Origin of the sequence: Sulfurovum sp. (genome assembly GCF_041562805.1) — a bacterium.
Lineage (GTDB): Bacteria > Campylobacterota > Campylobacteria > Campylobacterales > Sulfurovaceae > Sulfurovum.
On record NZ_JBFFOH010000001.1, the window covers coordinates 57,895 to 74,000 of the forward strand.

Sequence of the window (16,106 nt, forward strand, 5' to 3'; positions counted from 1 at the left end):
AGATGTAATATTTACTTTCTAAGGGATTTGTGTTACAAAATAAAAAACTGGCTTATTTGTTAATTCTATGTGTAATATATAATAATTAATAAATAATGTGACATAAATATGACATCCATATTGTTATTATTCTAATTAATAATTAAATATATGGAGTAAACATGAGAAGAACGCTTATGTACACAGAAGAAGTACTTAATAAACGTGGTGTCCTTGTTCAAGTAATCTACCACTATGATGATGGCACAACATTAAAACGTAAGATCAATGCTGCATAATGAAAAAAATGCTATCAAGATTTCTAGCTATGAGTGATTGGAACAAAAATGATAAGGTATTTGTGTTACTTGTAATTTGTACCAATATCTCACTTATTATTTTTGCCCTGATGATCCATACATAATCTACAATCCCCTATTTCTACTAAAAAATATACCCTGTAAAATTATTTTCATACTCTCATACGTTAAAAATATAAGGAGATAAATTATTTCTTTAATGGGTGTCGTGATATGCAAAATGCATAGAGTGCCCTGTACAGCGGTACTTATAAGATGCAAAACTGTTTTATTTGTATGATTGAAATAAATAATATAAACAAATTTTAGTTATAAGTTTTAAATTAAGACAAATTTTATCTTATTTAGTTACAATTCAAACATATCTTAGGTATGGCAGTTTTTTTATTCTTCCTCCTTTTAGAAAAAACATTGTTGTATCGACTACCAACGAACACACACTTCCTCCTGTCGTATCTAAGATAATTTTCATAAAAACGTTCATCTAAATTAAATTTCTCTTAACAATAAGTCACAACACTATATGCGAATCTTCTATTAATATTATATTTTTTGTGTGCTAATGTTTGTATAGTTCATTATTGGCATACAGGAATTCTTTGAGTTAAGATTCCCCTATCCTACCTAAGCACAGTAAGTGATCGTGTAGTATGAATATTTAGGCTTGTCCACCTCTTAAAACATCCAACACATTTGTGGCATAACAACCTTTTGGCAACACAAAACTAAGTTCATAATGGGCTTTTTCTTCTACATAGTTTTTCTTGATCTCTGTTACTTGTATCCACGCATAACGTCTGGCTCCATTTAAGTTAATATCTTCAGCAAAAGGTGCTTCTATCAAACCAGCAACCCCTTCAGCTCTGTTTGTCTTTTTCCCAGGAAGCAACCCTGCAGGGGCAATGTCTTTAGATTCGAAACGCTTGGCTTCTTCTTCTAGGTTTTCAACATTAAACAAACGTCCATAAGGGTAATGCATCATCACATCTCCTTCTACAAGTTTAAAAAAGTTTGGCTGTGATTTTGTGCCTTTGAGTGAGCCTTCCGGTAATTTTAGTATCTGCTCTGTCTCAGCTTCGGTGAATTTTTCCAGTAAGTGGTTGAGTTCCATACGCTTAGAAAGCCATCCGTTAAAGAGATAACTTTGATAAGACCCCATAAGAAACTCTTTGGTTTTCCTGTCACGTATTTTAAGTGTACCCTCTATGAGTTTTTTCCCATCTACCCAGTTGTTTCCATCGGTTCCAAATCTCTGGTTTCCAAAGTAGTTTGGTACACCGTTTGCTTTTATCCATTTAAGTACAGAGTCCAGTTTATCTTTCTCTATACCCAGAACCTTTTTAAGGCGGATGTTAAATCGATTACCTTTAAGATGCCCTACTCTTATTTTGTTATTGTGACGAACCGTAGAGAGTATCTTTATCTTATCATGCGTAAATACTTTTAACTTCTCTTCATGTATTGCCATGACTGAAATGTACTGTATTGTCATGGCATTTTTGTCTTTAAGACCAGCGTATCCCATGTCACGACGACGTATACCAACATGGTTAGAAATGATATCAAGCATCTCCCAGGTAGTCAGATCTTTTTTGCGTACTTGTAGCACAAGGTGTTCGCCCTCACCTGTAAATTCATACAGTGGTATCTCCTCAACAGTAAAATCTCTAGGAGAGGAGTTAAATACAAATTCATTTTTGATATTTAGTGGGTAGATTAGGTTCATGAAATTCTTTCTATTTTATATATTAGTATTTTATCTGAAAGGTTATTAAGTTAGACGTTACAAATAACGTATCAGTGTATGAGGTAGGACAAAGAAAATGTAGTCTTTAATATTTAACGGGTTATTCTTTCTTGTAATGGTAAGACATTTTATGTATACTTTATGATAAATATTAAAAGATATAATTGGTGAAATGAAATGCAACCCAGAACACTGGCAATCATAATAGCAGTATTGCCGTTCCTTATTAGCAATGTCGTATACTTGCTAAGTGCTTATGAAGGCAGTGTATCTTTGTGTGTACCTAATTTAGATGGGTGTACAAGTATCAGTAAAGCTGCACGTAGCGGTAATTCCCTATATATATTTCGTGCTACTATGATCGCATACGCTATATTGTTGATATGGTTCTGGATATATGTACGACAGTGGTTGGACCAGCTTTACGGACAAACTACCAATATAGCTCGTGTTATTTTATGGCTAGGTGTAGTTGGCGCACTTTTTTTAATAGTCTATATTGATTTTTTAGGTACGACAGGGGAAGTGAATCGTTTTATGCGCCGATATGGTATTTTGCTCTATTTTGTATGTACTCCAATTGCTCAAATATTATTGCTCAGACAACATTATCATATTTTTCCATCTCTAGAAAAAGGTACTATAAAACCGAGAGTTTTGCAGTATCAACTCATTATCATCATATTGATATTGGCCGTTGGTATCGTAAGTGGTGCAATGGATGTTATGAATACGAAGACAAATGAAAGCGAAAATATTGTGGAGTGGAATATAGCACTGCTCATGCAACTGTATTTTTTAGGTATGGTTTTTTTATGGAAAGACTACAAATATTATTTGAAAAATGATTAGGTTTTTAAACTTTCATCAATTATCTTAATTAGGTATTTTTTGTATACGCATCTTTTAGATAAAATATGTATAATCACATTGAATGATATACATAAGTAATCTATCAAAATATACTAAGGTTCTTGATTTGAAATTTACCAACAAAAAAGCCATACTCTTCGACCTAGATGGTACACTCATCAATAGTGCCCCCGACTTGGCATTGGCAGTTAACCATATGTTGAAAACTTTAGATCGTGACACTTTTAGTGAAGGTATTATAGACGGTTGGGTTGGTAATGGTGCTCAGACTTTAGTAAATCGTGCTTTATCAGGACAGAGTGAGATAGATGCAGAGCTTGATACATCTTTTGCTGCTAAAGCACTAGAGATTTTTTTGACTTTTTATGCAGAGAACTTATGTGTGGCTACGGTGACTTACCCCAATGTACCTTCTACACTAAAAGCATTAAAAGAAAAAGGTTACCGTTTAGCTATCGTAACTAACAAACCTTTTGCTTTTGTAGAGCCTATCTTAGAGGGATTAGGCTTAGGTGGGTTGTTTGAACTCATCTTAGGTGGAGACAGTCTAGCTCAAAAAAAACCAAACCCTGCTCCGCTTCTTCATGTTTGTGAAACACTCAATGTTGATGTGAAAGCATGTGTGATGGTTGGTGATTCTAAAAATGACATACTCGCTGCTAATGCCTGTGCCATGCAGAGTGTAGGTGTAACGTATGGTTATAACTATGGTGAAGACATTAGCATGTATGCACCAGATGTTATAGTAGATAATTTTGCAATGTTACTAGAGTCGTTATGATAGAAAAAAAAGCTAAGATAGCCATTATTGGGGGAGGTGTTGCAGGATCAAGTGCAGCACTTTATTTTGGTCAGCTTGGTTTAAATGTAACACTGTTTGAAAAAGATGCAAGCTTGGTGAGCGGGCCTCCGTGGTGTCATTTACATGCAGGAGGAAATCTTTATCGTGAGATCTCTGATGCACAGTGTATCACTTTACTTAAACAATCTATAGATTTTTTACGCTTCTATCCTTTTGTAGTGGACTATAGACCTACTGTAATAGTGTTGCCCACTACTGACAGTTCAACTCCTGAGGCGCTGCTTCCACGCCTTGAGTTGCTGACATATGAGTATAAAGCTCATATCGCAAAAGATCCTAAGAATGAAGTACTCGGAAAACCAGAAAACTATTATCAGATCTACACTAAAGAAGATATAAAACGTCTGAGAGAAAAAGAGTTGCCTAAAACACCTAAAACTTCTGATGAGTGGATGGTGCCCGTAGCGAAAAATATCGACCTGGATAAAGTACAGTTTCCTCTTATCATGGTTCAGGAGTATGGACTAAACCTCTTTAGACTTGCTGCAGGTGCTGAAATGACTCTTGAGTCGTTAGCTTCTGTTACACTGCATACAAACAGCATCGTCTATAATGTACAGCAGAACGTTGAAACAGAAGGTTGGAATATCAGTTATGTCAAGGATGATGAAAGTCACACAGAATCTTTTGACTATTTGATTAATGCTGCAGGATTCAGGACAGGGAAAATAGATGATCTCTTGGGCGCTCCCTGTAAGTCTATGGTAGAGTTTAAAGCTGCCTATGTGAGTCACTGGGATGGATGTGAGGGGACACAGTTTCCTGAAGTTGTCTTTCATGGAGAGCGTGGTACACCACAAGGAATGGGACAGTTTACCCCCTACCCTGGCGGATATTTTCAACTGCATGGCATGACCAAGAATATCACACTCTATGAAGATGGTCTGGTCTCAAATTCTCTTGTAAGTTGCCAACCGAGATTAGGTCAAGACTTTCTAGACAAAATAGAAAAATCTTGGACACAGGAAGAAACTGAAAAGCGTACAAAAGCTGCGATTGAACATCTCTCTCAATACATGCCGGCTTTCAATAATGCCACGGTAGGAAGTAAACCACTTTTTGGTGCACAGCAGATCCCTGGAGATGACCCTACTTTACGTGTAGCAGAAGTCTCTTTCCCTCGTGAACGTTATGCCAGATGTGAAATAGTCAAAGTCTCTTCAGTATTAGATATGATAGATGCCATCGCTAAACAATTCGTCGAGTTGGCATATCTAGAAGATAATATTATAGGAAAACGTGAATTTACAGATACTATACATTTAGATGAGCCTTCACTAAGAAAAAGGGCAGAATCTGTAGCTCTAAAACGAGACTACCCACGTGCATTGGCCAACAGAAATATCTCGGAGAAAATACTATGAAACTCTTTTTACTTCTTCTACTTACATTTACTACTCTTTTCGCCACTGCACAACTTGAACACGTTACCATTAAAAACCAGGACTTCAGCATTGTGACCGAAACATATGATATCTATGATTCTAAGGGTGAAGTGATGAAGCTTTACAAAGAAGAACGAAGTAATGATCTTGACTTTGTGCTGAGCCTTATTCTTAAAGATCGTACAGGAACATGCTCTGATCAGAGTATGCAAGATGGTAGCTATGAAATTAATGACACTGAGATCACGCTCTATAGTTTTTGGGATAGAAAAGGAAAATCATATGATAGCCCTTATGGTGCAAGAATACAGCGTTATGAAATGCTTCCAAACCATACAGTAGTATTAAAATCAAGTAAAGTATATATTGAGACAGCTAGAATAAATTATGATAAAGAGAGTGGGATGAAGTACCTTTTTACGCCTCCCAAAAACAACACTGAAACAGAAACACTTCAAATGTATGTAAGGTCAGTTGAACGAGAGTATAAAGGTGATTTTGTTTATGACGATGATGCAAAGAAACTTATAGATGATGTGCAAGAAGCACTTAGACGAAGAATGAAAGCCAAATGGCAAAGATAATAAATGTAAAGGTTATACCATTTCTGTCCATTCTGATCGTCCTGCTTTATGCTCTGTACAATGCACAGTTTCGTGATCCCTTAAAAGTAGACAGTAAAAAACATAAGCATTACAAAGAGCATATAAAAACACATAAAGTACTACATTATAAAGATGAACTGTCCCAGATAAATACAGATGAGTATACAAAACAGTACATTATTCAAGTGATCAATCACGGTTCTACTGGATTAGGTTTTAAAGGAGGTGTAATGGAAGGCGGCTTTGCCAATCCTGAAGATGCTGAAAAAATAGCCTGTTATACTATGACTTTATCGGGTAGACAATGTAGTACCCCTTATGCCGAAGATGCACCAATGTTTTACACTAGTATTTGCGGAGGTTGCCATGGTAATGATGGTACGGGATTAGGTGGTAGTTACCCTGATCTCACTAAAGCCAAAATGTTAGGTATAGAAGCTAGGGAAATGTTTTTAAGATCTATGCAGAAGAATCACTAATTCAGACTTTAAAAATGATGACTTTTACACTGATATCTATCACTATTTCTAGCCACTTTTGCAAAGACAGTTAGCGGTGTATTTGTCTCTTCTGATATCTGCATAACTTCTCCATAATACTCAGGAGCAAAGCTTACTAACATTTCATATTCTTCTCCGCTAAGCCCTACTGTGTCGTCTATCTCTTCAAAAGAGTCAAATCCATATTTATTAATATCTAATAATTTATTCGTGTCACAATAGAGTCCATCGGAAATGTCCATTCCCGTATGTAGATAATCTCTTGATCTAGCTATGAATTCTGCTCTTAAAGTAGGCTCAAAAAAGCGTGAATTCCCAGCTATTTTTTCACCTCTGTAAAGTGCATCCAAGTCTTTTTTACTCTCACCCAAAGTACCTGTATATGCCAACAGGTCACCCTCTTTTAAACCTGTACGTAAAAGAGGTTTGTCACTTTTGGAGATGATAGTGATAGAGAGATGTAGTTTATCTCCGCCTATTGTGTCTCCTCCGATGATCTCACATCCGTACTCTTTTGCAGTACGTTCCAAACTGAGAGTCAATTCGTCTATCTGTGCTTCTGTCATATCTTTAGGTATTGAGACTGTAATAAGGGCAAATTTTGGTTGTGCATTCATCGCTATGGCGTCTGAGAGATTGATAAGCATTGCTTTACGCCCTATCTGAGCTATGCTCATCCATTCACGCTTGAAATGTGTATCTTCAAAGAAAGCATCCATGCTGTAAAGCGTATCTCCTATGACGGCTGCATCATCACCAATGTACTTGGAACTTAATTTGTTTATGAGATATTGTTCTTTGTCTATTTGTATTTGATTAGGCATTTAGTGCTTTCCTGCATTGAATTTTTATTCTTAATTATTGGTAAAATTGTAACATACTTATATCGTTTTATATTTAGTTCATGCTATGTAGGCTATTTCAAATATCTATAAGCTATACTCTATCTAATATATTTATATGGAGCCTCCTATGTCACATAAACTTGAAATAAGAGCATTCTTTTTTAATGCTAAAACAGACTACCTGCCTTACTATAAAAACTTCAACATCACTGTTGATACTGATGCAACTGCAAAAGATCTACTCGCAGAGATACAGGAAATGAACGAAAACTTCTCTTACCCAAAACAAAAGCTTGTAATGAAAATCAATGGTTTGGTTGTAGAAGCTAAACAGTCTGTATCATCGATAGTAGAAAGACTTGGTACTTCTTTACAGATAGACCCGGTAAGCAGCTATCGTTCAAATGATGGACTTAAGATCAATGACAATGACTTTATGAAAAGTTTTGAGCTTTTAGCACCCTATGCTTCTGAGTCAGACTTGAAATACTACAAAACACTTTATGCCCTACACTACGCATCAGAGACAGAAAACTTTGACCGTGAGTACATTGGTGATGCAGTGCTTGTATTGGCACATAAAATGATAAGTGAAGGTTCAGAGCACAAAGATAACATACTTGAGGCTATCACTTCTGTGCACTCTGGACTTCTTGATTGTGAATATGAAAATAATCTCTTTAATGCAGAAGATCACACAGCTGCCATAGAAGAACTTAAAGTAATGGTTAAACCTGAAGATACACCTTCATTATGCTCACAGATCATAGCCCGCTTTTCTAAGAATGAGAAAGAAGTGACTGAAGTTGTAGTAGCAAAAAGAGTTGCAGAGACAATAGATGGTATTGAAGAAAAGCGGGTAGCACATTATGCTGGTCTGGCTTCTCATGATGCAATGCACAAACTGATCGGCGAAATGGGGATCAAAGGTATTCACTTTTCAAGAGCAAACAAACTGTGCGGAGTTGGTATCCTGGAAGACAATAAAGACTTGGCTTTGAAAAAAGCAGGAGCAGTTCTTTTAGATGCATATGACAGTGGTGCTGAAGTTCTTTTGGTTGAAGAAATTGCTGCACTTGATATGTTCAGAGAACACTTCTCTAGCATAGAAAAAGTCATAGGTAGAAAGATGATAGGTTTAGAGCTTATCTCTGCTGAGGACTTTGTTTCTCAAGTAAACACTATAGTTGCATAATGAACAAGTAGCATGGTAGAAATGCCGCGCTACTAAACTATACACTCCCGCACTTTTAAGCCGTTAAACCCCACGTTATAACCAAAATTAATGCTTAATAAAGATATGATAAAAGCAAATTGTAAACAAAGGATATAGATAATATGAGCAAAAACTCAGATATTAAAATCTACGAATATGACGCAGTTGTCGTTGGTTCTGGACTCGCTGGTTTAGCTGCGGCTAAAGAGTTGACAGAAGCAGGTAAAAAGACAGCAGTTATCACTAAACTTCACCCATTAAGATCTCACTCAGGTGCGGCACAAGGTGGCATAAATGCTGCTCTTAGTAACAATGATTCTACAGAACTTCATGAGTTTGATACGGTAAAAGGATCTGATTATTTAGCAGATCAGGACTGTGTTGAACTTATGTGTAGTAAAGCACCTGAGACTATCAGATGGGCAGAAAGAATGGGAGCTGTTTTTTCACGAGATGTCGAAGGTGACATTGCCGTCAGACCATTTGGTGGACAGTCTCAACCTAGAGCATGTTATGCAAAAGATAGAACTGGTCTTACGCTTCTCCAAACTATTTATGAACAAGCTGACCGTGCAGGCATCGAAGTATTTGATGAGTGGTATGCGGGTGATCTACTTTATGAAGATGGAAAAGTATCCGGTGTAGTTGCTTATAACATCAAAAACTCTGAAGTAGCTATCTTCAATGCAAAAGTAACGATGTTTGCTACAGGTGGGAATGGAAGACTCTTTAGATTTAACTCAAATGCACATGCAAACACAGGTGATTCACTTTCTATTGTAGCACGTCATGGTCTTCCATTGGAAGACATGGAGTTTGTTCAATTTCACCCAAGTGGGCTTGGTGGTTCAGGTGTACTTATCTCAGAAGCGGCACGTGGTGAAGGTGGTCGTCTCTTTAACTCTGAGGGTGAAAGATTTATGACTAAGTATGCACCAAACGCGATGGAGCTTGCTTCACGTGATGTTGTATCTCGTGCTATTATGGAAGAAGTACGTCAAGGTAAAGGTGTAGGTAAAGATGGTCAGTCTGTGAACATTGACCTTACACATCTAGACCCTGAGATCATCTTAACACGTCTTCCAGAGCTTCGTGAACTTGCGATTGCATTCCAGGGGCAGGATATGCTGAAAGAGCCTATCCACATTTCTGCTACAGCACACTACTCTATGGGTGGGATTCCAACGAATATCAACTGTCAAGTACGTAAGTCTCCTACTGAACTTGTAGAAGGTTTTTACGCTGCTGGTGAGTGTGCTTGTGTTTCTGTACATGGGGCTAACCGTCTTGGCGCGAACTCAGTACTGGAAGCCATGCTTTTTGGTCGTCATGCAGGTGAAAACATGATAAAAGCACTTGATGAGGGTGCAACATTACGTAAAGCATCGGTGAGTGATGCAGATACATTTATAAACGAAATGAATAAGATAAAAACTTCTGGTGGGAATGAGACAGTACCGCGTATTAGAACTGAACTGCAAAATGGTATGACTGCGGATGCGGGTGTATTTAGGTCAAAAGAAACATTAGAGAGACAGCTAAAACTTATAGATGAACTCTTGGAAAGATTTAATCATATCCGTATTGACGACAAGTCAAATATTTTCAACACCGACTTACAAGAAGCCATAGAGCTTGGACATATGTTGGAGTCTGCGAAGTTTGTAGTTGTTGGCGCTTTAATGCGTGAAGAGAGCCGTGGGGGTCACTTCCGTGAAGATTTCCCGACAAGAGATGATGGAAAGTTCTTGAAACACACATACGCATATATGGATAAAGAATTTAATATCCGTACAGAATGGGGTGAAGTAGTGCTTGGTAAATTTGAGCCTAAAGAAAGAACATATTAAGGAGGTCATGATGAGTATAACTGAAACTAGCGCAACTAGAAAAGTAACGATAAAAGCATTTAGATTTAATGCGGAAACTGATTACCTTCCATACACAAAACAGTATGAAATGGAAGTAGGAAAAGATGAACTGATCCTTGACCTTATGAATAGGATCAAATGGGAACATGATGGTTCATTCTCTTATAGACGTTCTTGTCGTCATGGTATCTGTGGTGCATGTGCGATCAAAGTAAATGGAAAAGCTGTACTGGCATGTAAACAAAATGCCATAGAACTACTAGACCTTTTCGATAACGATATTACACTTGAACCAAGCTCTAAGAAACGTGCCATCAAAGATATGATCATCGATAAATCTGACTTCTGGGAAAAACATGCTGCTGTAAAACCATATGTGGTTGCAGATGTAGACCCTCGTCCGGCACATGAAACAAAACAGAGTATTGCAGAGTTTAACAACTTTTTGGATTCTGACCTTTGTATACAGTGTGGTGCCTGTCACTACTCTTGTCCTGCGTTGGAAGTCAATGATGCTTTCCTTGGACCTGCAGCACTTAACACGGCCTATAGATTTACTGTAGACACAAGAGATGAAGCAGGAGATGAACGTCTTGCTATCACTGCTGAAGGTGGCTCAGGTGTTTGGGACTGTGTTAAATGTTTTGAGTGTGCTGAAGCATGTCCTAAAGAGATCAATCCTATTGAAAAAATCGGAAAACTTCACAACTTACAATTTGTACGCGGTGTAGCTGAAAGTAATGTTGCAACACGTCACGCGGAAGGTTTCTTAAGAGGTATGAAGAAAACTGGTTACCTTGATGAAGCAGATATTGTTACGTATTCTGAGGGCTATTTAGGTACGTTAAAGCATGTTGGTACAGCGATGAAGATGATGAAAACAGGTAAAATTCACTGGCATTCAGGTATCCCTTTTATCAATAGTATTCCGAAGATAAAAAATTTAGATGAAGTTCAAAAACTTATTGAAATTTCACAAACAAATAAACTGTAAGGAGAACAGATGAGCCAATTACATTATGCATTATTTACAGGATGTACTGCAAAGCAGTCTACACCTGAGTTACTTTCATCTACACTTGCAGTAGCTGATAAATTAGGTATTAAAATTACTATACTTGAAGAAGCGAGTTGTTGTGGTGCAAGTCACCTACAAGACTTTGACGAGTTTTTAGCACACGTACTGAATGCTAGAAATATATGTTACGCAGAAAAACTGGGCCTTACGATGATCACTATCTGTAATACTTGCCAGCTTAACTCTGCTATGACAAAACATGCGCTTGACACAGATCCGGAACTAAAAGCAAGAGTCAACGAAAAACTTGCAGAAGTAGGACTTGAGTATAAAGGTACATCAGAGATCAAACACTTCCTCTATGCTATCATAGACGAGTATGGGTTAGAGAATGTTAAAGAGAAAGTTACAACACCACTTAGCCACTTAAATATCGCACCATTCTATGGTTGTCATAACATCAGACCATCTGAATTACATGAAGATGCTAACGGTCATGAAAACCCATACAAACCTACTTCATTAGATAACCTTATTTCTGCTCTTGAGGGTAACCCTGTAAATTATGAGAGTAAAAACAAATGTTGTGGTTTCCACGTAGAGCTTCAAGCCAATCATACCTCTGAAGTACTGGCAGGAAATGCTCTATTGGATGCGGTGGATAACAATGCAGACCTTATGGTAACTCCATGTCCACTCTGTCACCTTAAAATGGATACTTACCAGGACAGTATCGGTAAAGTCATGGGTCGTGATGTTGAACTCCCAGTTTTACATATGCCACAAATGGTTGCGCTAGCTCTTGGATGTACAGAAAAAGAAATAGGTCTAAATTTCCACGTTCAAAAAGCAAAACATCTTTATACTGCATAATACTCTACTACATATATCGTTCCAAACATGATTTCTGGAACGATATACACACTTTTCTAACTCATATAATTTTTAAAATTACGCTTATCAAGTTATACAAAACATGTTATAATTAATGTGTTTAGGGTAAAGATGAATCTATCTGAATATAGAAGAATATATCTTTATTTTTAACACAAATTTAACACTTAAGTTATAATATAAACATATTAAATGAATAGGATGGAATTATGAAGAAAATGGTATTGCTGCTAGCAGCGTTAGTGATGTTAAGTTCGAATGGTTTTTCTGAGGAAATAAAGCATGAAATGAAAGCGCATACAGGTAAAAAAATGCCTATACGTTTTCAAGCAGTCTCTCCAGATAAGGCTGTGATCCTTCAGGAAGGTGTAAATAAAATGTACTGTCCTAAATGCGGAATGACACTTCCAATGTTCTATAAGACGAATCATGCAGCACATGTACATGGTAAGACAGAGCAGTACTGCTCTATCCACTGTTTGGCTGAAACTATGGCAGATGGTGCAGAAGTCACTGGTGTTAAAGTAGTTGATAATACAACTTTAGAATTTATAGATGTCATAAGATCATGGTATGTTATGGGTAGTGATAAACCTGGTACTATGAGTAAGACAAGTAAATATGCTTTTGCTAAAAAATCCGATGCTGCAAAATTTGCAAAAGAAAATGGTGGAAAAGTGATGACATATTATGCTGTTTTAGATGCTGTAAAAAGTACATTTGTACAAGAGAGAGCTATGATAGAGAAAAAACAGGCAATGATGGCTAAAAAAGGTGAAATGATGTATACAAATATGTGTACACCCGTGGATGCCAACTTTACCAGTGTTGCTGATGCAAAATCACATTTAACAACAGAGAAACCTTGTGGTGACCTCAATGGTATGCAGCTTCAAGCCATTGGTCTTTACTTAAAGTCACGTTAGTATGTTACGGTTTTTTCTGCCTCTCTTTTTACTCTTAGGTTTACTTTCTGCGGAAGGGGTCTCCCCTTCCAAGTATGCCAAGCTTGTCCAAAAAGGTGAAAAGGTAGCGTTAAAACTGTGTGATGAAGAGAAACTCTCACAAATTAACAGTAAAAAACTCCAGGATATCTTACGAGAGATAGAAAACATACAACCATGTATGACACTCAATAAGCGAAATAAAGAAGCCTTAGTCTATTTTATCCTGGCAGGTCAGTCAGAAAGTTTGACAAATGTTAAAGAACAAATGCCAGTACCTAAAGAGGTCAAATGTCCTGTATGTGGTATGTTTGTGGCGAAATACCCTAAATGGGCTGCACGTATAGACATAGAGGGTAAACACTATTTTGACGGTGTGAAAGATATGATGAAGTTTTATATCTTCGATGTAGACTTCCCCTATGATAGAAATAAGATAAGCAGCATTGAGGTTACTGACTTTTATACACTAAAAGCTATAGACGCGTATAAAGCCTTTTATGTTGTTGGTTCAGATGTCTATGGTCCTATGGGTAATGAACTTATCCCTTTCCTTACCCATGAAGCGGCACAAAACTTTATGACTGACCACAGAGGTGAAAAGATCATCCGTTTTGATGATATTACTCCCAAGCTTGTTATGGGGCTTGATGGGCTAGAATATACCGAATAATGAATAGGAAATACGCTTGATAAAACCTTTTGCAGCTTTTGCCCTTTTATTGGTTATCATGCTATTTTCTATGGGTTTACATTATATACTTTTCCCATATACCAAAAGTACACAAACTATGTATCATATGACGGCACTTACACATATGGCACCTCTCTCTTTGAGTGTAGGATATGATGAATCAGCCTATAATAGTACCTATCCCGATATGTCAGCATTAGGCAGAATGGATTTTATCTATGAACGCTAATGCTTTTTGGCACTTTCTTACCCTTCAGATTTTTAAAGAACGCAGCAAACACTTGAGTGTGATAGTTATATCCATATTGATACTTTTTTTACTTTCATCAGTACTCTTTCTTTCTTCTTCTATACGTTATTCTTTAGAAGAGTCTTTAAAGGCACAACCTGATTTTGTAGTCACTCGCGTTCAAGGAGGGAAATCTATTCCTACGCCTATAGTATGGGAAGATGAACTTCTTGATATCTATGGTGTCAGTAAGTTAACCCCTAGAGTCTATGGACGATACTTCTTTGAAGCAAAAGAGAAATCCTTCCTTGTGGTAGGTGTCGATTTTATCGAAGAGCAAAGTCATAAAACACTTCAAAAACTCATTGATAAAACAGATATAAAATCTTTCTTTAATGGTAATCAAATGTTAGTAGGTGAAGGTGTTAAGCGTTATCTTGCTGCACGTTTTTACAAGGATGGCTATAATTTCCTAACACCTAAGGGTACATTTGAAAAAGTAAATATTTTTAAGACCCTCCCCTCACAAGCCAATCTCATAAACAATGACATGATGGTCATGCCTATAGATCTGGCACGTAAGATACTGGGATATAGTGAAGATGAAGTCACTGACATTACGTTCTCTGTGCCTAATCCGGATGAATGGAACATGATGACAGACAAAGTCTCAGCTTTATATTATGACCTTCATGTAGTAAACAAAAATGATGTACAAAAATCCTATGAGAATCTTTATAACTATAAAGGTGGTCTATTCCTCATACTCTATTTAGTGCTGCTTGGTACTTTCGCTTTAATACTCTATCAGCGTTACAGTATGGTCTATTCTTCAGAACGACGGCATATAGGATTACTCCGTGCGTTGGGTTGGAGTATTAACGATGTATTGAAATTTAAATTTACTGAAACACTGGTCATAGTCTTTATCTCCTATATCTTAGGCGTATTTATTGCCTATGTGTATGTTTTTGTTTTAGGTGCACCTTTGCTTAGAGAAATTTTTTTAGGGTCTCAAAATTTAAAAAATACTCTAAACTTTGTACCTGTACTTGACTTTTCAGTATTGACTTCCATCTTTCTTATCTATGCACTCCCCTTTATTGCAGCGGTATTGATACCGGTATGGAGAGTTTCAGTGACTGACCCCAAAGAGGCCATGCTATGAGTACTAAGACGATGATAAAAATAGAAAACCTTTACAGGACATTCCATCATGGTGGAAATGAAGTACCTGTGCTCAAAGACATCAATCTAAATATTGCTCATGGTGAATGTGTTGTGCTCAAAGGTGTAAGTGGCAGCGGTAAAACGACCCTCCTCTCTCTTATCGCAGGACTTGACAAACCCAGTGCAGGTAAAGTCCTCATAGAGGATGAACCTATCAGTAAATTACCAGACCTCTTTGCCTCTGAACTTCGTGCCAAAAAGATAGGTATGATCTTTCAGCATTTTAACCTTTTTGAACATCTCTCTGTCAGTGAAAACGTGACTATCCCTCTCATTCCTTCTGGATTAAAAATGAATGAGATTCATGAAAAAGTGGATGAGGCACTTAAAGTGGCTAATATCATTCATAAAAAAGAAGTACTCGCAAGTAGACTCTCTGGTGGTGAGAAACAGCGTACCGCCATCGCTAGAGCATTAGTGGCAGACCCGTGTATCATTCTTTGTGATGAGCCTACTGCTAACCTAGACAGAAACAACTCACTTTTGTTCATCAATATACTTGGAGAGTTGCATCGTATGGGCAAGACCATTGTCATTGCGACACATGATCCTTTGTTTGACAGTTTATCATTTGAAAGTACAGTTGTCCCTATGGTCGATGGAAAGATCGTATAAAGTATCCCTATGAATGAAGCACTCCTTTCAAATCAAGTTATCGTCTTTCTGCTAAGTGAAGCCACACTTTTTACGCTATTGTTTGTGGCATTTATGGTCTCTTTAAAAGTGCTGGTTAAATGGGATTTTGAGAGTTTCACACCATTTCAATTCGCACTAGAGAGACAAGCTTATTTAGTAAGTACCATTATCCTTTTTGTCTTTCTGATGAAGTTTATTCTTGTGGTCTATTTTATCTTTAGTATTGATGCATTGTCTCTTTTATTACCAGGTGCCATG

Annotated in this window: 16 protein-coding genes and 1 pseudogene; 15 read left to right on the plus strand and 2 right to left on the minus strand. The window is 37.1% G+C overall.

The features are described 5' to 3' along the window. Positions 1 to 957: 957 nt before the first annotated feature. On the minus strand, positions 958 to 2,025 hold the full coding sequence (gene truD / locus ABYK33_RS00315; RefSeq protein WP_373030902.1) for a tRNA pseudouridine(13) synthase TruD: 1,068 nt from the start codon (positions 2,023 to 2,025) through the stop codon (positions 958 to 960). Positions 2,026 to 2,223: 198 nt separating this feature from the next. On the opposite strand from truD, the gene ABYK33_RS00320 reads away from it, so the two are divergent. The 5 genes from ABYK33_RS00320 to ABYK33_RS00340 all read left to right on the plus strand — a co-directional run bounded on the left by ABYK33_RS00320 (position 2,224) and on the right by ABYK33_RS00340 (position 6,250). Further along, the gene (locus tag ABYK33_RS00320; RefSeq protein WP_373030903.1) at positions 2,224 to 2,898 is read left to right on the plus strand and encodes a hypothetical protein; all 675 of its coding nucleotides are present in this window, start codon (positions 2,224 to 2,226) and stop codon (positions 2,896 to 2,898) included. A gap of 127 nt (positions 2,899 to 3,025) precedes the next feature. Continuing rightward, positions 3,026 to 3,700, plus strand: a complete 675-nt coding sequence (locus ABYK33_RS00325) for a phosphoglycolate phosphatase (protein ID WP_373030904.1) — start codon at positions 3,026 to 3,028, stop codon at positions 3,698 to 3,700. Then, positions 3,697 to 5,145: an FAD-dependent oxidoreductase gene (locus ABYK33_RS00330; protein WP_373030905.1), complete on the plus strand. Its 1,449-nt coding sequence runs from the start codon at positions 3,697 to 3,699 to the stop codon at positions 5,143 to 5,145. The genes ABYK33_RS00325 and ABYK33_RS00330 overlap by 4 nt, the downstream gene beginning before the upstream one ends. Beyond that, positions 5,142 to 5,750: a hypothetical protein gene (locus ABYK33_RS00335; protein ID WP_373030906.1), complete on the plus strand. Its 609-nt coding sequence runs from the start codon at positions 5,142 to 5,144 to the stop codon at positions 5,748 to 5,750. Before ABYK33_RS00330 ends, ABYK33_RS00335 begins: the two co-directional genes overlap by 4 nt. After that, a complete protein-coding gene (locus tag ABYK33_RS00340; protein WP_373030907.1) occupies positions 5,738 to 6,250 on the plus strand; it encodes a hypothetical protein in 513 nt (170 codons plus the stop codon). The genes ABYK33_RS00335 and ABYK33_RS00340 overlap by 13 nt, the downstream gene beginning before the upstream one ends. A gap of 8 nt (positions 6,251 to 6,258) precedes the next feature. Here ABYK33_RS00340 and ABYK33_RS00345 read toward each other — a convergent pair whose 3' ends face one another. Beyond that, positions 6,259 to 7,095, minus strand: a complete 837-nt coding sequence (locus ABYK33_RS00345; protein ID WP_373030908.1) for a thiamine-phosphate kinase — start codon at positions 7,093 to 7,095, stop codon at positions 6,259 to 6,261. Positions 7,096 to 7,243: 148 nt separating this feature from the next. Here ABYK33_RS00345 and ABYK33_RS00350 point away from each other — a divergent pair, with 148 nt between their 5' ends. The 10 genes and pseudogenes from ABYK33_RS00350 to ABYK33_RS00395 all read left to right on the plus strand — a co-directional run. After that, the gene (locus ABYK33_RS00350) at positions 7,244 to 8,311 is read left to right on the plus strand and encodes a hypothetical protein (protein ID WP_373030909.1); all 1,068 of its coding nucleotides are present in this window, start codon (positions 7,244 to 7,246) and stop codon (positions 8,309 to 8,311) included. A 143-nt stretch (positions 8,312 to 8,454) separates the two neighbouring features. Then, complete coding sequence (locus ABYK33_RS00355; RefSeq protein ID WP_373030910.1) at positions 8,455 to 10,182, plus strand: FAD-binding protein; 1,728 nt, start codon at positions 8,455 to 8,457, stop codon at positions 10,180 to 10,182. A 10-nt stretch (positions 10,183 to 10,192) separates the two neighbouring features. Further along, positions 10,193 to 11,197, plus strand: a complete 1,005-nt coding sequence (locus tag ABYK33_RS00360; protein WP_373030911.1) for a succinate dehydrogenase/fumarate reductase iron-sulfur subunit — start codon at positions 10,193 to 10,195, stop codon at positions 11,195 to 11,197. 9 nt (positions 11,198 to 11,206) lie between these two features. After that, on the plus strand, positions 11,207 to 12,094 hold the full coding sequence (locus ABYK33_RS00365) for a CoB--CoM heterodisulfide reductase iron-sulfur subunit B family protein (protein WP_373030912.1): 888 nt from the start codon (positions 11,207 to 11,209) through the stop codon (positions 12,092 to 12,094). Positions 12,095 to 12,324: 230 nt separating this feature from the next. Further along, entirely contained in the window at positions 12,325 to 13,041 is a 717-nt protein-coding gene (locus ABYK33_RS00370; RefSeq protein ID WP_373030913.1) for a nitrous oxide reductase accessory protein NosL, read from the plus strand. Position 13,042: 1 nt separating this feature from the next. After that, positions 13,043 to 13,732, plus strand: a complete 690-nt coding sequence (locus tag ABYK33_RS00375; RefSeq protein ID WP_373030914.1) for a nitrous oxide reductase accessory protein NosL — start codon at positions 13,043 to 13,045, stop codon at positions 13,730 to 13,732. Between the two features lie 16 nt (positions 13,733 to 13,748). Next, positions 13,749 to 13,982, plus strand: a complete 234-nt coding sequence (locus ABYK33_RS00380) for a hypothetical protein (protein ID WP_373030915.1) — start codon at positions 13,749 to 13,751, stop codon at positions 13,980 to 13,982. Next, entirely contained in the window at positions 13,972 to 15,150 is a 1,179-nt protein-coding gene (locus ABYK33_RS00385; protein ID WP_373030916.1) for an ABC transporter permease, read from the plus strand. The genes ABYK33_RS00380 and ABYK33_RS00385 overlap by 11 nt, the downstream gene beginning before the upstream one ends. A gap of 11 nt (positions 15,151 to 15,161) precedes the next feature. After that, positions 15,162 to 15,827, plus strand: a complete 666-nt coding sequence (locus ABYK33_RS00390) for an ABC transporter ATP-binding protein (protein ID WP_373030918.1) — start codon at positions 15,162 to 15,164, stop codon at positions 15,825 to 15,827. A 9-nt stretch (positions 15,828 to 15,836) separates the two neighbouring features. Continuing rightward, a pseudogene (locus ABYK33_RS00395) lies at positions 15,837 to 16,106 on the plus strand (hypothetical protein); the annotation flags it as partial.

Excerpts from the sequence above, each read along its gene's own strand:
- truD (WP_373030902.1), bottom strand. The coding sequence starts at position 2,025 with ATGAACCTAATCTACCCACTAAATATCAAAAATGAATTTGTATTTAAC.
- ABYK33_RS00320 (WP_373030903.1), top strand. The coding sequence starts at position 2,224 with ATGCAACCCAGAACACTGGCAATCATAATAGCAGTATTGCCGTTCCTT.
- ABYK33_RS00330 (WP_373030905.1), top strand. The coding sequence starts at position 3,697 with ATGATAGAAAAAAAAGCTAAGATAGCCATTATTGGGGGAGGTGTTGCA.
- ABYK33_RS00335 (WP_373030906.1), top strand. The coding sequence starts at position 5,142 with ATGAAACTCTTTTTACTTCTTCTACTTACATTTACTACTCTTTTCGCC.
- ABYK33_RS00340 (WP_373030907.1), top strand. The coding sequence starts at position 5,738 with ATGGCAAAGATAATAAATGTAAAGGTTATACCATTTCTGTCCATTCTG.
- ABYK33_RS00345 (WP_373030908.1), bottom strand. The coding sequence starts at position 7,095 with ATGCCTAATCAAATACAAATAGACAAAGAACAATATCTCATAAACAAA.
- ABYK33_RS00350 (WP_373030909.1), top strand. The coding sequence starts at position 7,244 with ATGTCACATAAACTTGAAATAAGAGCATTCTTTTTTAATGCTAAAACA.
- ABYK33_RS00355 (WP_373030910.1), top strand. The coding sequence starts at position 8,455 with ATGAGCAAAAACTCAGATATTAAAATCTACGAATATGACGCAGTTGTC.
- ABYK33_RS00360 (WP_373030911.1), top strand. The coding sequence starts at position 10,193 with ATGAGTATAACTGAAACTAGCGCAACTAGAAAAGTAACGATAAAAGCA.
- ABYK33_RS00365 (WP_373030912.1), top strand. The coding sequence starts at position 11,207 with ATGAGCCAATTACATTATGCATTATTTACAGGATGTACTGCAAAGCAG.
- ABYK33_RS00370 (WP_373030913.1), top strand. The coding sequence starts at position 12,325 with ATGAAGAAAATGGTATTGCTGCTAGCAGCGTTAGTGATGTTAAGTTCG.
- ABYK33_RS00375 (WP_373030914.1), top strand. The coding sequence starts at position 13,043 with ATGTTACGGTTTTTTCTGCCTCTCTTTTTACTCTTAGGTTTACTTTCT.
- ABYK33_RS00385 (WP_373030916.1), top strand. The coding sequence starts at position 13,972 with ATGAACGCTAATGCTTTTTGGCACTTTCTTACCCTTCAGATTTTTAAA.
- ABYK33_RS00390 (WP_373030918.1), top strand. The coding sequence starts at position 15,162 with ATGATAAAAATAGAAAACCTTTACAGGACATTCCATCATGGTGGAAAT.